Source organism: Thermoflexus hugenholtzii JAD2, from assembly GCF_900187885.1.
GTDB classification, from domain to species: domain Bacteria; phylum Chloroflexota; class Anaerolineae; order Thermoflexales; family Thermoflexaceae; genus Thermoflexus; species Thermoflexus hugenholtzii.
Genome location: NZ_FYEK01000035.1, coordinates 20,072 through 37,121 on the forward strand (window position 1 = coordinate 20,072; position 17,050 = coordinate 37,121).

General features: G+C 70.7%; 14 protein-coding genes. 11 read left to right on the forward strand and 3 right to left on the reverse strand.

Going from position 1 to position 17,050, the window contains the following annotated elements; genetic code table 11:
* The first annotated feature begins 298 nt into the window (after positions 1-298).
* A complete protein-coding gene (ppc, locus tag CFB18_RS09480) occupies positions 299-3,028 on the forward strand; it encodes a phosphoenolpyruvate carboxylase (protein ID WP_159461678.1) in 2,730 nt (909 codons plus the stop codon).
* Positions 3,029-3,115: 87 nt separating this feature from the next.
* Here ppc and ade read toward each other — a convergent pair whose 3' ends face one another.
* Positions 3,116-4,831, reverse strand: coding sequence for an adenine deaminase (ade, locus tag CFB18_RS09485; protein WP_200808155.1), 1,716 nt, complete (start codon positions 4,829-4,831; stop codon positions 3,116-3,118).
* A gap of 306 nt (positions 4,832-5,137) precedes the next feature.
* On the opposite strand from ade, the gene hemA reads away from it, so the two are divergent.
* The 10 genes from hemA to hemH are packed head-to-tail and all read left to right on the forward strand — an operon-like array spanning position 5,138 to position 15,599.
* Positions 5,138-6,415, forward strand: a complete 1,278-nt coding sequence (hemA, locus tag CFB18_RS09490) for a glutamyl-tRNA reductase (protein ID WP_088571574.1) — start codon at positions 5,138-5,140, stop codon at positions 6,413-6,415.
* Entirely contained in the window at positions 6,412-7,317 is a 906-nt protein-coding gene (gene hemC / locus CFB18_RS09495) for a hydroxymethylbilane synthase (RefSeq protein ID WP_088571575.1), read from the forward strand. The genes hemA and hemC overlap by 4 nt, the downstream gene beginning before the upstream one ends.
* A complete protein-coding gene (locus tag CFB18_RS09500) occupies positions 7,314-8,108 on the forward strand; it encodes a uroporphyrinogen-III synthase (RefSeq protein WP_088571576.1) in 795 nt (264 codons plus the stop codon). Before hemC ends, CFB18_RS09500 begins: the two co-directional genes overlap by 4 nt.
* Before the next feature lie 48 nt (positions 8,109-8,156).
* Entirely contained in the window at positions 8,157-9,155 is a 999-nt protein-coding gene (gene hemB, locus CFB18_RS09505; RefSeq protein WP_088571577.1) for a porphobilinogen synthase, read from the forward strand.
* A gap of 34 nt (positions 9,156-9,189) precedes the next feature.
* Positions 9,190-9,870 carry a chlorite dismutase family protein gene (locus tag CFB18_RS09510; RefSeq protein ID WP_088571578.1) on the forward strand — a complete coding sequence of 227 codons (681 nt, stop codon included), beginning with the start codon at positions 9,190-9,192 and terminating at the stop codon, positions 9,868-9,870.
* A gap of 10 nt (positions 9,871-9,880) precedes the next feature.
* A complete protein-coding gene (locus CFB18_RS09515; RefSeq protein WP_088571579.1) occupies positions 9,881-10,909 on the forward strand; it encodes a radical SAM protein in 1,029 nt (342 codons plus the stop codon).
* A gap of 10 nt (positions 10,910-10,919) precedes the next feature.
* Positions 10,920-12,215 (forward strand): glutamate-1-semialdehyde 2,1-aminomutase, encoded by a 1,296-nt coding sequence (gene hemL, locus CFB18_RS09520; RefSeq protein ID WP_088571580.1) that lies wholly within the window; start codon positions 10,920-10,922, stop codon positions 12,213-12,215.
* Positions 12,202-13,248, forward strand: coding sequence for a uroporphyrinogen decarboxylase (hemE, locus tag CFB18_RS09525; protein ID WP_200808156.1), 1,047 nt, complete (start codon positions 12,202-12,204; stop codon positions 13,246-13,248). The genes hemL and hemE overlap by 14 nt, the downstream gene beginning before the upstream one ends.
* Entirely contained in the window at positions 13,248-14,654 is a 1,407-nt protein-coding gene (gene hemG, locus CFB18_RS09530; RefSeq protein WP_159461679.1) for a protoporphyrinogen oxidase, read from the forward strand. Before hemE ends, hemG begins: the two co-directional genes overlap by 1 nt.
* 21 nt (positions 14,655-14,675) lie before the next feature.
* Positions 14,676-15,599: a ferrochelatase gene (gene hemH, locus CFB18_RS09535; RefSeq protein ID WP_088571583.1), complete on the forward strand. Its 924-nt coding sequence runs from the start codon at positions 14,676-14,678 to the stop codon at positions 15,597-15,599.
* A gap of 10 nt (positions 15,600-15,609) precedes the next feature.
* On the opposite strand, the gene CFB18_RS09540 is transcribed toward hemH, so the two are convergent.
* Positions 15,610-16,368 (reverse strand): tetratricopeptide repeat protein, encoded by a 759-nt coding sequence (locus CFB18_RS09540; protein WP_088571584.1) that lies wholly within the window; start codon positions 16,366-16,368, stop codon positions 15,610-15,612.
* Entirely contained in the window at positions 16,365-17,021 is a 657-nt protein-coding gene (locus CFB18_RS09545; RefSeq protein ID WP_088571585.1) for an MBL fold metallo-hydrolase, read from the reverse strand. Before CFB18_RS09545 ends, CFB18_RS09540 begins: the two co-directional genes overlap by 4 nt.
* Between the last annotated feature and the right edge of the window lie 29 nt (positions 17,022-17,050).

A 17,050-nucleotide genomic window follows, 5' to 3' on the forward strand; every position in this document is an offset into this window, starting at 1 on the left:
TCCGAGATCCCTGGTCGCTTCAGGGAAACCGCTGCGGACCACTTCCCCAAAGCCTGGCGTGTAACTCCATCCTAATCGAAAGCCCGGAAATCGGCTATAGGGCCGATCCCGGACCGCGGCGTTCCGGCCCGGCCCCAGGACGAAGCGAGCGATCCTCCATCGGAGCGGCAACCCGCACGCCTTCCCCGAAACCGAAGCGCTCTGGTCCTGAGCGAGAGCGCCCTCCCCTGGTATGATTGGGGGAAAGCGGGGGTTGATCCCCGAACGGCATCCAGAGGTCGGGAGGACGGAACAGACCATGCTCGGCGATCAGCCTTTGCGACGCGACATCCACCTGCTGGGGGATCTGCTGGGGGAGGTGATCCGAGAGCAGGCCGGGGTGGAGGGCTTCGAGCTGGAGGAGGAGGTCCGCCGGCTCTCCCGCACCCGGCGCGCAGGGGATGCGACCGCGGAAGGGAAGCTCCGCACCTTGCTGGAAGGCCTGGGGCCGTCGGAGCTGCGGGTGATCGCCCGGGCTTTCACCATCTTCTTCGACCTGGCCAACCTGGCGGAGGACCGTCACCGGGTGCGGGTGTTGCGGGCGCGGGAACAGGCGGCCCATCCGGGGCCGCGCCCCGAATCCCTGGTCGAGGCCTTCCAGCGGATCCGTGCGGCAGGCGTCTCCCCCGAGGCGGTGCGACGGCTTCTCCAAGCGTTCGCCATCGAGCCGGTGTTCACCGCCCATCCGACGGAGGCGAAACGGCGGACGGTGCGGGGGATCCTGGGGCGGATCCGGGCGATCCTGGCCGAGCTGGACGCCCCGGATCGGCTGCCCCGGGAGCGGGAGGAGCTGCTCCGGCGGCTGCGGGCGGAGCTCACCACGCTCTGGCAGACCGACCTCACCCGGGTGCGTCGTCCCTCGGTGATGGACGAGGTGGAGAACGGCCTCTCGTTCTTCGTCCGCACCCTGTGGTCGCTGACCCCGCGGCTGTATCGGGAGTTCCAGGCAGCCCTGCAGGCCAGCTACCCGGAGATCCCGGATCCGCCTCCCCTGTTTCTGCGGTTCGGCTCGTGGATCGGTGGGGATCGGGACGGCAACCCCCGGGTCACGGCGGAGGTGACCGCCCAAACCCTGCGACGCCACCGCCAGGTCGCCCTCTCCCTGCACCTCCAGCAGGCCCGGGAGCTGTTCGTCGCCCTCGGGGTCTCCACCCGCCAGGCTCCCGTTTCCCCGGCCCTGGCCCAGGCCCTGGCGGACGCCGAGGCCCGCTGGCCGGCGATCCGGGAGCGCCTCTCGGCCCTCTCCCCTTATGAGGTTTACCGGCGGTGGATCTCGGTGATCGCCTGGCGCCTGGAGCAAACCCTGGCCTGGGACCCGATGAGCGAACCGCCCCCGGAGGGCGCCTATCGATCGGCCCGGGAGCTGGTCGAGGACCTGGACCGAATGTGGGAGAGCCTGATGGCCCACCGTGGGGCCCGGATCGCCGAGGGGCTCCTCTGGGACTGGCGGATCCAGGCGCAGGTGTTCGGGTTCCACATCGCCCGGCTGGATGTCCGGCAGGAGGCCCGCCGCCACGCGGAGGCGATCGCCGAGCTGCTGGCCGCCGCAGGGATCGGCGTGGATTTCACCCGCCTCCCCGAGGAGGAGCAGCTCGCGCTGCTGACGGAGACCTTGCCCCGGGCGGGATCCATTGCGGCCCAGGCGAACGCCTCCCCGGAGACCGCCGAGGTCCTCGCGGTGTTCCGTCTGCTGCGCCGGGCCGCAGCGGCCTACGGTCCGGAGTCCCTGGGACCCTATATCATCAGCATGGCCCGGGGGGCGGCGGATGTGCTGGCGGTGCTGTGGCTGATGAGCGCCGCGAACGACCTCTCCGAGCCACCGGCCTTCCTCCGGGTGGCGCCGTTGTTCGAGAGCATCGGCACCCTGCGGGAGGCCCCGCGCATCCTGGCGCGCATCCTCGCCTGGCCGCTCTACCGAGCGCACCTGAAGCGCCAGGGGGATCATCAGATCGTGATGGTCGGCTATTCCGACAGCACCAAGGACGGTGGGTATCTGGCGGCGGCCTGGGCCCTCTACCGGGCCCAGGCGGAGATCGTCCGGGTGGCCCGGGCCTATGGGGTCACCCTCACCTTCTTCCACGGCCGGGGAGGGGCGCTGGGGCGGGGTGGCGGCCCGGCCGCCCGGAGCATCCTCGGCCTCCCGCCGGACGCGGTGGCGGGACGGCTTCGCATGACGGAACAGGGGGAGGTCCTGGCGGAGCGCTACGACGACCCCCACATCGCCCATCGGCACTTAGAGCAGGTGATCGGGGCCACCCTGCTGGTCTCCGCGCTCCCCTCCCCAGAGCCTCAGGAAGCCTGGATGGAGGCGATGGAACAGATGAGCGAGGCCGCCTATCGCGCCTACCGGGAGCTGCTGGAAGCTCCGGGGTTCCTCACCTACTTCGAACACGCCACTCCCATCGACGGCATCGAGCAACTGCCCATCGCCTCCCGTCCGCCTCGCCGGCGACCGGAGCGGCGACTCGAGGAGTTGCGGGCCATCCCCTGGGTGTTCTCCTGGACCCAGAACCGTCACCTGCTCCCCGGATGGTTCGGGCTGGGGTCCGGAGTGGAAGCCTTCGTCCGGCAGGCAGGCCCCGCCGGATGGCAACGCCTGGAGGAGATGCACCAGCGCTGGCCGTTCTTCCGGGCGGTCCTGGCGGACGCCGCCCTGGCGCTGGCGAAGACCGATCTCGGGATCGCCCGGGCCTACGCCGAGCTGGTCCCGGACCCGGCCGCGCGGGAGGCCATCTGGTCCCGGATTGAGGGAGAATATTACCGGACCCGCCGAGCGATCCTGCGCATCACCGGCCTGCCGGACCTGCTGGAGGACATCCCCTGGCTGAAGCGCTCCATCCAGGTTCGGAACCCTTACGTGGATCCGTTGAATTTCATCCAGATCCTCCTGCTTCGGCGCTGGCGGGAGCAACCGGAGGCGGAGGAGCTCCGGGAGGCCCTGTGGCTCACCATCCAAGGCGTCGCCGCGGGCCTGCGCACCACCGGGTAGAGCGTGTCCCCATCCCGCTCAGCAATGAATGTCGGCCTACAAAGCGAGAGGGGCCAGGACCTCACGCTCCCTGGCCCCTCCGTGCCTTCACGACTCTTCCAGGAAGAGGGGGATCCGCTCGAAGCGGTTGACGTCCACCAGCCCGATGTCCGTGATCTTGAGCTCGGGGATCACCTCCAGGGCCAGGAAGCTCAGGGTCATCAGGGGGTTGGGCAGCTCGCTCCCCAGGGCCCGGGCCGCCTGCAACACCTCATCCATCTGCCGCCGCACCGTCTCGATGGACTGGTCAGACATCAGCCCGGCGATGGGCAAAGGCACGAGGGCCAGCACCCGTTCGCCCTCGGCTGCGGCCATGCCTCCGCCGGCCCCGGCCACAGCGCGGGCCGCCGTCAACATGGAGACGTCGTCCGCCCCTACCACCACCAGGTTGTGGTGATCGTGGGCCACGGAGGAGGCCAGGGCGCCCCGGCGCAGCCCCATCCCCTTCACGAACCCCAGGCCCATCTGCCCGGTCGCCCGGTGGCGCTCGATCACCGCGATCTTCAGCAGATCGCGCGCCGGGTCCGCCACCGCCTCCCCGTCCAGGATCCGTGCCTCCTCGATCAAGTGGCGGGTGATCAACTGGTCTGGGATGACCCCAATCACGTGGATCCGCCGCCCCTGGGCCGGAATGCGGAAGCTCACGCGGTCCCAGGCGACGTTCATGGTGCCCCGGAGGGCCACCTTCCGGTTGACGGGTTCCCAGAGGGGGCGGCCGTTCTCGGCCACTTGCACCCCGTGGCGGAAGACCATCTCCGGCCGGAGATCGTAGAGGTCCGAGAACACCACCAGGTCCGCCACGCGCCCCGGGGCGATGGCCCCCCGGTCGTGGAGCCGGAAATGCTCGGCCGGGTTGAGGGTGGCCATCTGGATAGCGATCACCGGATCCAGCCCCAGGCGGACCGCTTTGCGGATCAGGAAGTCGATGTGGCCTTCGTCCAGCAGATCCGCCGGGTGACGGTCGTCCGTGCAGAAGCAGAAGCGACGGCTGTTGGCCGGGGTGATGGCCGGGAGGAGATCCGCCAGATTGCGGGCCACTGAGGACTCCCGGACGAAGACATACATCCCCAGGCGGGCCTTCTCCCGGGCCTCCTCCGCCGTGGTGCATTCATGGTCGGAAGTGATCCCTGCGGCCGCATAGGCCACCAGATCCCGTCCGGTGAGCTGCGGCGCGTGGCCGTCACGGACCACGTGGGCGAAGGCCCGGAGCTTATCCAGCACGACGGGATCGCCCTGGATCACGCCGGGGTAGTTCATCATCTCCGCCAGCCCCAGCACCCAGGGGCTGGAGAGCATCGGCTGCAGATCATACCAGTAGAGGGCGGCACCGGAGGTCTCCAGAGGGGAGGCGGGGACGCAGGAGGGGAGCATCACGAAGACGCTCAGCGGATTGTATTTGGCGGCGTTCAGCATGTAGCGGATGCCATCCAGGCCCAGGACGTTGGCGATCTCGTGGGGGTCAATGATCACCGTGGTGGTGCCGTGGGGGACGACGGCGCGGGCGAACTCCGGCGGGGGGACCATGCTGCTCTCGATGTGGACGTGGGCGTCGATGAAGCCGGGGGCCACGAAGCGGCCTTTGAGATCGATCACCTCCCGGGCGGTGTAACCCTCCCCGATGCCCACGATGTATCCCCCATGGATCGCGATGTCCGCCTCATAGACCTCACCCGTGAACACGTTGACCAGACGCCCTCCCTTGAGGAGCAGGTCAGCCGGCTCCTGACCGCGCGCCAGGCGGATCCGATGGGCCAGCTCCATCATACGCTCCTCCTTCCCCCAATTTTTTCCGATTATATGCGCTCCACCGGCCTTCTGCGAACCCGATCCTCCCTATCGTCAGGACCTTCCGGTCCCCCGAGACCACAGGCGACAAGGTCCAGGCGACCCGGCGGATCGCCGAAACCGGCTATCCCCCGCGGGTCCCCACCCCGCGATGGATCCCGGCCCGACTCCTCCCACCGGCTTCGATTGCCGAGCCTACGGTCCACAAAAAATTAAGCAAATTTGCTTAATTAGCGACATAAATATAGAATTTCGCCTGATCCCGACAGAGGGGGTGGATGGGGGATGTCGGGGCCTGGCGGGGAGATCTTCGGCGTGGGGACCCACCGGCGGGCGAGCGTTTCAGCCGGGGGATTCGGGTTTCCCCCGGAGCAGGTGCGGGCGTGGCTTTCGGCGTTGCGCGCGGGCGGATTGCCCGAAGCCGTGGTCCTGAGCACCTGCGAACGGTTGGAGATCTACGGGGTCGGCACGGCGGACGTCGCGGCCGCGTTCCTGCAGCAGGCCCTGGGCATGGGATCCCCCCTCCCCTTGACCCGATGGGCCGGATCGACGGCCGTCCGTCATCTGTTCCGGGTGGCCGCCGGCCTGGATTCCACCGCGGTGGGCGAGCCGGAGATCCTCGGACAGGTGCGGGAAGCCCTGACCCTCGCTCGGGAGGCCGGGACGGTCGGTGCGATCCTGGGCCCGCTGTTCGACCGGGCCATCGCCCTGGGCCGGGCGGTGCGTTCCCGCACGGACCTGGGGCGCTTCCCTTCCTCCCTGGCCGCCCTGGCCGTCCAGGAGATCCGGGAACGTGTGGGGCTGGCCGGCAAACGGATCCTGGTGGTGGGGGCTGGGGCGATGGGGAGCGCTGTGGTGCGGGCGGTGGGGCGGGACCGGCCGCTTCGTCTTCGGGTGCTCAGCCGCACCCTGGAACGGGCGCGCCAGCTGGCCGAACCCGCGGGCGGGGAGGCCGGGACCCTGACGGATCTGATCTCCAGTCTGATCGAAGCGGATGTGGCCTTCATGGCCCTGGCCATCCCTCAGCCGATCCTCTCCGGCCCGGAGCTCCACGCGGTGGCGCACGGACGGGGCGCGGCGTCGACGGATCCCCTGTGGCTGGTGGATCTGGGAGCCCCGCCGAACGTGGACCCGCAGGCCGAGCTCCCGCCTTCCATCTGTCGGATCGGCCTGGAGGATCTGCAGGCCCGTGGGAACGCGCGCCGGCAGCGGCTGGAGGCCGCGATCGCGCAGGCCGAGGCGATGGTGGAGGCAGCGGTGCGGGAGTGGGAGGCCGCGCAACGGAGCCGGGCCGTCGGCCCGCTCATCGCCCGCCTGGAACGCCGGGCGGAGGCGATCCGCCAGCAGGAGCTGGCGTGGCTGTGGCCGAAGCTGGGAGAGCTCACCCCCGCCCAGCGCGCCCGCATCGAGCAGTTCGCCCACCGGCTGGTCCGCAAGCTGCTGCACGCTCCCCTCATCGGCCTGAAGCAGGCGGCCGGGGATCCGCAAGCCCTGGCGCTGTTCCAGGCCTTGTGGCAGCTGGAGGACGATTCCTTCTCTTCGGACGGAGGGGCCTCGCCGTGAGCGACCGCCCGTTGCGAGTGGGCACCCGGGGCAGCGCTTTGGCCCGGGCACAAACCGAGCAGGTGATCCGCCGGCTCCGCGCCATGCATCCGGAGATCCCGGTGGAGACCGTGATCGTCCACACCAGTGGCGACCGCGGGCAGCGGGAGGTGCGGGGTGCCTTCGTCAAGGAGCTCCAGCACGCCCTTCTGGAGGGACGGATCGACCTGGCGGTGCACAGCTTGAAGGATCTGCCCACGGATTCGGTGCCCGGGCTGCGGCTGGCGGCCGTGCTGGAACGGGAAGATCCCCGGGAGGCCTTGATCGCCTGCGACGGATGGACCTGGGCGACGCTGCCCGCTGGCGCCCGGGTGGGGACCGGCAGCCCCCGCCGGGCCGCCCAGCTGCGGGCGCTCCGGCCGGATCTGGCCTATCTCCCGCTCATCGGGAACGTGGACACGCGCTTGCGGCGCCTGGAGGAGGGGCGCTACGAGGCCATCGTGCTGGCCGTGGCCGGGCTGATCCGCCTGGGGCGCAGCGAGGCCATCACGGAGATCTTCCCCCTGGATCAGGTGCTCCCGGCCCCGGGGCAAGGAGCCATCGCCGTGGAAATCCGGGCGGACGATGCGCGGGCCCAGGTCCTCGCGGAGCGCCTCAACCATCCGCCCACGTGGTGGGCGGTGACCGCTGAGCGCGCCTTCCTGCGCGCCCTGGGCGGAGGCTGTCGGGTCCCCATCGCCGCCTATGGCGAGGTGCGCGGCGATCGCCTATGGCTGGACGGCTTGGTGATCTCCCCGGATGGGAGGCAGGCGATCCGGGATCAGATCGAAGGACCCGCGGAGGCCGCGGAGGAGCTGGGCCGCGCCCTGGCCGAACGGCTCCGGAGCCAAGGGGCGATTCGGATCCTGGAGGAGGCGGGATGAGCCGGACGCCGCCGTTGCAGGGATGCCGGGTGCTGATCACCCGACCCCGTCCGGCGGCGGAGGAGCTGGCGGCGCGGCTGACGGCCCTGGGCGCCATCCCGGTGTTGCTTCCCGCCATCGAGATCCGGCCGCCGGAGGATCCCCGCCCCCTGGAGGAGGCAGTGCGGCAGGCCCTCACCTTCGACTGGATCCTCTTCACCAGCGCCAACGGGGTCCACGCTTTCCTCGAGCGCTGGATCGCCGCCGGCCGATCGCCGGCGGAGCTGGCCCGGGTCCGCCTGGGGGCCATCGGCCCGGCGACGGCCCGCGCCCTTCAACGCTACGGACTGCAGGCGGCTTACCAGCCGACGGTCTATCTCTCGGAGGCCATGGCGGAGGGGCTGGGGGAAGTCGCCGGCCGCCGCGTGTTGCTGCCCCGCGCCGACATCGCCCGCCGGGAGCTGGCGGAGCGCCTGCGGGCCCGCGGGGCGGAGGTGGTGGAGGTGGCCGCCTACCGGGTGGCCGCCGCCGGGGATGCGGAGGCGCTGCGCACGGCGCTCGATCCGCGGCCTCACCGGGTGACCTTCACCAGCCCCTCGACCGTGCGGGCCCTGGCCGGGCTGCTGGAGCAACGGGAGGAGATCCGCCCGGCCGACCTGCCCGCCGTGTGCATCGGGCCGGTGACCGCCGCCGAGGCCGTGGCCCTGGGCTTCCCGATTGCGGCGGTGGCCCGGGAGCACACCCAGGAGGGCCTGATCCGGGCCCTGATCGAGAGCTGGAGTCGGAACCCATCTTCGAGCCCGGAGGGCTGAAGAGGGCCGGCCCTCCGGCGATCGCTTGAACCCCATAGGAGGTGAGAGATGGCGCAGGTGCTTTCTTCCATCCGGGTGGAGCCCATTGATCGCTTGCGACGGCTGCGCCGGACGGAGGGGCTGCGGGCGCTGGCCCGGGAGATCTCGCTGACGCCGGAGGACTTCATCTATCCCCTCTTCGTCCGACCCGGGCGAAACGTCCGGGAGCCCATCTCCTCGATGCCGGGCCAGTTCCGCCTCACCGTCGACCGCCTGGAGGCGGAGGTCGAGGAGATCGTCCGCCTGGGCATCCGCGCTGTGCTGCTCTTCGGGCTGGCGGAGCGAAAGGATCCGGAGGCCCGGGAGGCCTGGGAGGAGAACGGCCTGGTGCCCCAGGCGGTCCGGCGCATCAAGGCCATCGCCCCGGAGCTGGTGGTGATCACCGACGTCTGCGTGTGCGCTTACACCGACCACGGGCACTGCGGCATCGTGCGGGACGGCCAGGTGGATAACGACGCCACGCTGGCCCTGCTGGCCCGGATGGCCCTGGCCCATGCGGCGGCGGGGGCGGACCTGGTGGCCCCCAGCGCCATGATGGACGGCCAGGTCCGGGCGATCCGGGAGGCCCTCGACGAAGCCAGCTTCGTCGACGTGGGGATCATGGCCTACTCCGCGAAGTTCGCCTCCGCCTTCTACGGGCCGTTCCGCGAAGCAGCGGACTCGGCGCCGCGTTTCGGCGACCGGCGGAGCTACCAGATGGACCCGCCGAACGCCCGGGAGGCCCTGCGGGAGATCGAGCGGGATATCGCCCAGGGGGCAGACATCATCATGGTCAAGCCGGCCCTGGCGTATCTGGATGTGATCCGTCGGGCCCGGGAGCGCTTTGATCACCCCCTCGCGGCTTACAACGTGAGCGGGGAATACAGCATGGTGAAGGCGGCGGCGCAGATGGGCTGGCTGGACGAGGAGCGGGCGGTGATGGAGATCCTCATCGCCATCAAACGGGCGGGGGCCGACCGGATCATCACCTATTTCGCCAAGGAGGCCGCCCGCTGGCTGCGCCGTTGAGGGAACCCCATACCCCCTCGGAGGAGAGCCTGCGATGGAGAAAACCGTGCTCGGGCACTTCGCCTTCTTCCGTCTGACCGAGGCCTTCTGGGCGCTGCCCCCTGCCCAGCGGCGGGCGCAGGCCGCCGCCTGGTGGGAGGGGATCTCCCGGGCCGCGGTCCGGGCCTACCTGTATCAGGTCTTCCCCACTCGCGTCGAGGCCGATCTCCTGGTCTGGAGCGCGGAGCCCGTGGAGGCGTCGGAGACCCCGGCTCGGTTCTTCGAGCGGTTCGCCCGGGCCGTTCACGGCTGCCGCACGCTCGTCCAGCCTGTCCTCACCCTGTGGGGCTTCACCCGCCCCTCCATCTACGCCGCCGGGCGCTCCCCCCAGGAGATCGACCCCTTCGAGGAGGACCGCCGTCCTTACCTGATCGTGTATCCCTTCGTCAAGACGACGGACTGGTATCTCATGAGCAAGGACGCCCGCCAGGGGATGATGAACGAGCACATCCGGGTGGGGAAACAATACCCGGCGATCCGTCAGTGGTTGCTTTACGCCTTTGGCCTCCAGGACCAAGAGTTCGTGGTGGTCTATGAGGCCGAGGACCTGGTCCTGTTCTCCGACCTGGTTCAGGCCCTGCGGGGCACGGAGGCTCGCCGCTACACCCTGCGGGACACCCCCATCTTCACCGCGCTCTACCGGCCGCTGGAGGCAGCCCTGGATTTGCTCGGATGAGGAGGGCCCCATGCGCTACGCGGAGCGCCCGTTGCTCATCTACTGGGAGCTGACCCGCGCGTGCGATCTGGCCTGCCGGCATTGCCGGGCGGAGGCCATCCCCCAGCGGGATCCGCGGGAGCTCTCCACGGAGGAAGGCTTCGCCCTGCTGGAGCGCCTGACGGCCTTCGGAGATCCCCGGCCCCACCTCGTGTTAACAGGAGGGGATCCTCTGAAGCGCCCGGATCTCTTCGATCTGATCGCGGAGGCCCGACGCCTGGGCTTTCTGGTGGCGCTGACCCCCAGCGGCACCTACGCCCTCACGGAGGCGGCGATCGACCGGCTGAAGGCCGCAGGGATCTGGATGCTGGCCCTGAGCCTGGATGGGTCCACGGCGGCGCGGCACGACGCCCTGCGGGGGGTGCCGGGGAGCTTCGCCCAGACCGTGCGGGCAGCCCGCTGGGCAGCGGCGGCCGGGTTGCCCTTCCAGATCAACACCCTGGTATGCGCCGAGACCCTGGAGGATCTCCCGGCCATAGTGGAGCGGGTGAGGGAGCTGGGGGCCCGCCGCTGGAGCCTCTTCTTCCTGATCCCCACCGGCCGCGGCCGGCTCCTCCGCGAGATCTCGCCAGAGGAGAGCGAACGCCTGATGCACTGGCTCATCGACCTGGCCCCCCAGGTGCCCTTCGAGATCAAGACCACCGAGGCCCATCACTACCGTCGGGTCCTGGTGCAGCGGGCGAACGGTCATCTGCCTCCCGCCGCGCGCCGCGGGTTTGGGGTTCGGGATGGCAACGGCATCATGTTCATCTCCCACATCGGGGAGATCTATCCCTCGGGCTTCCTGCCCATCCCGCTGGGGAACGTGCGCCGGGAGGACCCGGTGGCCATCTATCGGGAGCATCCCCTCTTCGTCGCCCTGCGGGATCCGGACGCGCTGAAGGGGAAATGCGGGCGCTGTCCTTTCCGGGCCATCTGCGGCGGATCCCGGGCCCGGGCTTATGCCGTCACCGGGGATCCCCTGGAGAGCGATCCCCTGTGCCCGTATCTCCCGGCATAAGGAGGCGGCGATGCAGGCCGAGCGTTCGGAGCAGCTTTTCGCGCTGGCCCAAACCGTGATGCCCGGAGGGGTCTCGAGCCCGGTGCGGGCTTTCCGGGCGGTGGGGGGCACGCCCCGCTTCATCGCCCGCGGGAAGGGGGCTTACCTCTACGATGTGGACGGCAACCGCTACATCGACTACGTGGGCTCGTGGGGTGCGCTGATCCTGGGCCATGCGCATCCGGCGGTGGTCCGCGCCCTGCGGGAGGCGATCCGACGCGGAACCAGCTTCGGCGCCCCCACCGAGGCCGAGCTGGCGCTGGCCCTCCGCATCCGGGAGGCCTTCCCTTCCATCGAAAAAATTCGATTTGTGAACTCGGGGACCGAGGCGACGATGAGCGCGCTGCGGGTGGCCCGAGCGGCGACCGGCCGCTCGAAGATCCTCCAGTTCGAGGGGGCCTACCACGGGCATGCGGATTTCCTGTTGGCCCGGGCGGGCTCGGGGCTGGCCACCTTCGGGCTCCCCGCCAGCGCCGGCGTCCCCTCCGCCTGGGTCCAGGACACCCTGGTGGCGCCCTACAACGATCTGGAGGCTGTGGCCGCCCTCTTTGAGCGGTTCCCCGACCAGATCGCCGCGGTGATCGTGGAGCCGGTGGCGGGGAACATGGGGGTGGTCCCGCCGAAGCCCGGCTTCCTGGAGGGACTGCGGGACCTCACCCGCCGCCACGGGGCGCTGCTCGTTTTCGATGAGGTGATCACCGGCTTCCGGGTCGGCCCGGGCGGTGCCCAGGGGCTTTACGAGATAAAGCCGGACCTCACCTGCCTGGGGAAGATCATCGGCGGGGGGCTGCCCATCGGGGCCTACGGGGGACGGGCGGACCTGATGGACCTGGTGGCGCCGGTGGGCCCGGTGTATCAGGCCGGCACCCTCTCGGGCAATCCCCTCTCGATGGCCGCCGGGCGGGCCACCCTGGAGCAGCTCACCCCGGTCCTTTACCAGCAGCTGGAGGAGCGCGCCGCGCAGCTGGCGGAGGGCCTGCGGGCCGCCGCCGAGGAGGCGGGCGTGCCGGTCCGCATCCACCGGGTGGGCTCCATGCTCAGCGTCTTCTTCACGGAGGCCGAGGTGGTGGATTTCGCAACGGCCTCCGCCACCGACCGCGCCCGCTACGCCCGCTTCTTCCACGCGATGCTGACTCGCGGGGTCTACCTGCCTCCCTCCCCCCTGGAGGCGTGGTTCGTCTCCGCCGCCCACACCGATGACCACATCGCGCGCACCCTGCGGGCGGCGCGGGAGGCGTTCCGGGAGGTGGCCCGTGGCGGCGTTTAACGACCGCTTCCTGCGGGCCTGCCGCCGGGAGCCGGTAGACGTTACCCCGGTCTGGTTCATGCGGCAGGCCGGCCGCTATCTCCCGGAATACCGCGCCCTGCGGGCGCGATATGCCTTCCTGGACCTCTGTCGCCAGCCGGAGCTGGCCGTGGAGATCACTTGCATGCCCCTGCGGCGCTTTGCCGTCGACGCGGCTATCCTGTTCTCCGACCTGACCATCCCCCTCCTGGGCATGGGTATCCCCCTCGCCCTGGAGGAGGGCTCCGGCCCGGTGATCGAATCCCCCCTCCGTCGGGATGCGGATGTGGTCCGCCTGCGGACCCTGGAGCCCGAGGCCGACGTCCCCTTTGTCCTGGAGGCCATCCGCATGCTGCGGGCGGAGCTCCCCGTGCCGCTCATCGGATTCCTGGGAGGGCCCTTCACCCTGGCCTGCTACCTGGTGGAGGGTCGGGCGGCGCGGGATTTCGCCCGGGCGCGGGCCCTGATGTTCGCCGCGCCGGCCACCTGGCATGCTCTAATGGAGCGCCTGACGGAAAGCCTGATCCGCTACGCCCGCTCCCAGATCGCCGCCGGCGTCCACGCCCTCCAGATCTTCGAGAGCTGGATCGGCCTCCTCCACCCTCTGGACTACCGGGCCTTCGTCCGGCCTTACCTGTGCCGCCTGATGGAAGCCCTGCAGCCGTCCGGGATCCCCCTGATCCTCTTCGGGACTGGGACGGCGGCCCTGTTGGAGGATCTGGCGGAGGCCGGGGCGTCCGTGATCGGGCTCGACTGGCGGGTGCCGCTGGACGCGGCCTGGGCGCGCCTGGGGGATCGGGTGGCTCTCCAAGGAAACCTGGATCCGGCGGTGCTGCTGGCGCCCTTCGAGGTGGTGGCCGCCCATGCGGAGCGGATCCTGCGGCAGGCCGGTGGCCGGCCCGGCCATATCTTCAACACCGGCCACGGGCTGCTGCCGGAGACCCCGCCGGACACCGTGGCCCGCCTGGTGGATTGGGTGCATGCCTATCGAGGGGATCTCCAAGGAGGGCCATGATGCGCGTGGTGATCGTCGGCGGGGGGATCGCCGGGCTGAGCGCGGCGTATTTCCTGGAGCGCGCGATGGCCCCGGGAGGCGGGCCGGTCGAGATCTTCCTGGTCGAACGGGCTTCGCGCCTGGGCGGGAAGATCCTCACGCTGCGGGAGGAAGGATTCATCGTCGAGGGAGGGCCGGATTCGTTCCTCCGGGCGAAGCCCGAGGGGATGGCGTTGCTGCGCGCGCTGGGGCTGGAAAGCGAGGCGGTGGCCCCCCGGGCACGCGCCGTGTATGTGCTGCGCCGGGGCCGGCTCCACCCGATCCCCGAGGCGTTGCTGGCCCTGCGCCCGGATCCCCAGGCGGTGCTGCGAGCGGGGGGCCTTTCGTGGCGAGGGCGGCTTCGGGCGCTGCTGGAGCCGTGGGTGCCGCCGCGCCGGGAGGACGGCGACGAGCCCCTGGCGGCCTTCCTGCGCCGCCGTTTCGGCCGCGCCTTCGCCGAGGCCATCGCGGAGCCGCTGACAGCAGGGGTCCATGCGGGGGATCCCGAGCGCCTGAGCGCGCAGGCGCTTTATCCCCATCTCCTCGCCCTGGAGCGGCGCTTCGGCAGCCTGGCCCGGGGGCTGCGGGCCGCTCGCCCCGCTGCACCCTCCGGCCCGGCGTTTGTCTCCCTGCGCGCGGGCATGGAGGCGCTGGTGGACCGGCTGTCCGCTTCTCTTCGGCGAACCCGCATCCTCGCCGGGCGCGCGGTCATCGGCCTGGCCCCGCGCCGCGAAGGCCGCGCTTTCCGCTATCTGGTGGCGATGGCGGACGGAGAGACGCTGGAGGCCGACGGGGTGATGCTGGCCGTCCCGGCCTTCGAGGCGGCGCGGTGGCTGGCCCCCTTCGCCCCCGAGGCCGCCGCGCGGCTGCGGGAGATCCCCTTCGTCTCCACCGCGGTGATCACCCTGGCCTTCCGGCGGGAGCAGGTGGCCCATCCCCTGAATGGAAGCGGCTTCCTGGTGCCCCGGGCGGAGGCCTTCCCGCTGACCGGATGCACGTGGACTTCTTCCAAGTGGCCGGGGCGGGCGTCGGAAGGCCGCGTCCTGCTGCGCGCCTTCGTCGGTCGGGCGGGGGATGCCGATGCCCTCGCGCGGGAGGACCCTGAGCTGATCCGGATGGCGGTGGAGGCCCTGCGCCCGCTCCTGGGCCTGCAGGGGAGTCCGCTCCGCGCTTGGGTGCACCGCTGGCCGGAGGGGATGCCCCAGTATACCGTGGGGCACCTGGAGCGCCTGGCCGCCATCGAGGTGGCGTTGCGTCCCTTCCCCCGCCTGTGCCTCATCGGCGCTTCGTATCGTGGGGTGGGCATCCCCGATCTCATCCGGCAGGCCCGAGAGGCAGCCCGGCTTCTCCTGGGGGAGGAAACGGACCCTTCGGGACCCCCGCGCTGAACCTCACGTTCGGAGGCGGAGATGGCCCGCATCGGCGTGTTGTTGATGGCCTATGGGACGCCCTCCTCGCTGGAGGAGGTGGAGGCTTACTACACCCACATCCGGGGAGGACGTCCGCCGTCGCCGGAGCAGGTGGAGGACCTGCAAGCGCGCTACCGGCGCATCGGCGGGCGTTCCCCGCTCCTGGAGATCACGCTCCGGCAGGCCGAGGCCCTGGCGGCCCGGCTGGCCCGGATCGCCCTCGGCCACTCCTTCCACGTTCGGGTCGGCATGCGCCATGCGCCTCCTTTTATCGAAGAAGCCGTCTCCGAGTTGGTGAGGGAAGGCATCGATCGCCTGATCGCCCTGGCGCTGGCGCCGCATTTCTCCCGCATGAGCGTGGGCGCCTACCACGCCGCGATGCGCCGGGCCCTCGCGGCCCATGCCGCTGCCCTCCCCGTAGTGGAGATCGGGGGCTGGGGCGACCATCCGCTGTTCCTCATGGCCATGGCGGAGGGCCTGCGGGAGGCCCTGGCGGATCTGCCCCCTGACGCGACCGAGGTGATCTTCACCGCCCACAGCCTCCCGGCCCGGCTACGCGCGGAAGGGGACCCCTATGAGGTCGAGCTGCTGGACTCGGCGCGGCGGGTGGCCCGGATGGTGGGGTGGACACGATGGCGCTTCGCCTACCAGAGCGCCAGCGCCACCGGCGAGCCGTGGCTGGGGCCGGATCTCCTGGAGGTCCTGGAGGACATCGCCCGCAAAAGGGAGGCCCAGCACGTGGTGGTCTGCCCCATCGGCTTCGTGGCGGACCACTTGGAGATCCTCTATGACCTGGACGTGGAAGCCCGGGAGGCGGCGGCGCGGTGGGGGCTGGATTTCCGGCGCACCCGCTCCCTCAACGACGATCCGCTCCTGATCGAGGCCCTGGCCGCGCTGGTCTGCGAGGCCGTCGCCCGGGGATAGGGCGCTCTCCTCAGCGGGCGGGGGAGGCCCCCTGGAGCATCTGAAGCAAGGCCTCCGTCTCCTCGCGGAACGGGGAGGGCGCGGGGCGCTCCAGGAAGGCGCGCAGGTGCCGCTGGGCCTCCTCCACCTGCCCGATCTGGGCCAGCAGCCGCCCGAGCCAGTAGTGGGCCTCCGGCATATCCGGGGCGATGGCCAGAGCTTGCCGCAGATCCGCCTCCGCGCCCGCGAGATCCCCGTGGAGGAAACGGACGGCCCCTCGCCCCACGTAAGCCTCCGCGAAATTCTCCCGCAACCGGAGAGCCGCCTCGAAGGCCCGCTCTGCCTCCTCCAGGCGACCCTGCTGGAGCCGCACCGCGCCCAGCAGATAATGTCCGCGGGCCTCCCGGGGATCCTGAGCCAGGAGCGTCTGGAGCTCGGCCGCGGCCTCGCTCAGCCGGCCGCTCCGGTAAAGCGCCATGCTCAACCCCAGGCGGGCGGATCGATCCGCGGGTGCCCGCCGCAATGCCTCCCGGTAGGCGGCCTCCGCTTCACCCAGGCGGCCGGCCTGGGCGTAGGCCTCCCCCAGCAGAACGCGGGCCTCCACCGCCTCCGGGTGCTCCCGGAGGAAATCTTCCAGAAAGGAAAGGGCCTTCAGGGGATCCCCCTGCCGGAGGGCCTCCCGCGCGGAGGCGAGGCGGGGATCCCGCGTGGGAGTCGGGGAGGGAGGCGGAGCCGCGCGGCAGGCCAGGCCCACGCTCAGCAGGGCCAGGAGGGCCAGCGCCCGTTTCATCCCTCCTCCTGGGCCTGGAGGTTGAGCACGATGACCTGGGTCTCCTCCGGCAGCTCGCTCCGGGAGATCTTCAGAGAGTCCAGCGTCGGGGCCTTCTCGCTGCCCATCTCCTTGAGGAACTTCTGGACGGGGTCCAGCTTGAGGGTCAGCCCGGGCACCCGATAGTGCATGGGGATCACCACCCGGGGCTCCAGGAGGCTGACGACCTCGGCCGCCTGGGCGGCGTTCAGGGCCCCGCCCCCGCCGACGGGGACCAGCAACACATCCACCTCCCCCAGGGCCTCCTCGACCTCGGCCTGAGAGGGGACATGCTGAAGGTCGCCCAAGTGACACACCCGCAGATCCTCCAGCTCGAAGAGGAAGACCGTGTTGCGTCGCTCCCGATCCCGCTTGCGCCGGTTCTCGAGGCGGATATCCAGGCCGGTGATAAACACCCCGCTGATCTCATACTCCCCGGGTCCGCTCAGGACATGGGGCTCGCCCTTGATGGCGCGGATCGCATTGTGGCCCGGCGCATCGTGGCTGATGGTGACGATGTCCGCCTTCAGGCGGGGCAGATTCAGCCCCACGCTCTTATCATACGGATCCGTCACGATCGTCGCTGTCCGACTGCGAATCCGAAAGCAGCTCAACCCAAACCAGGTGATCTCCATCGCCGGAACGCCTCGTTGTCCAGGATCAG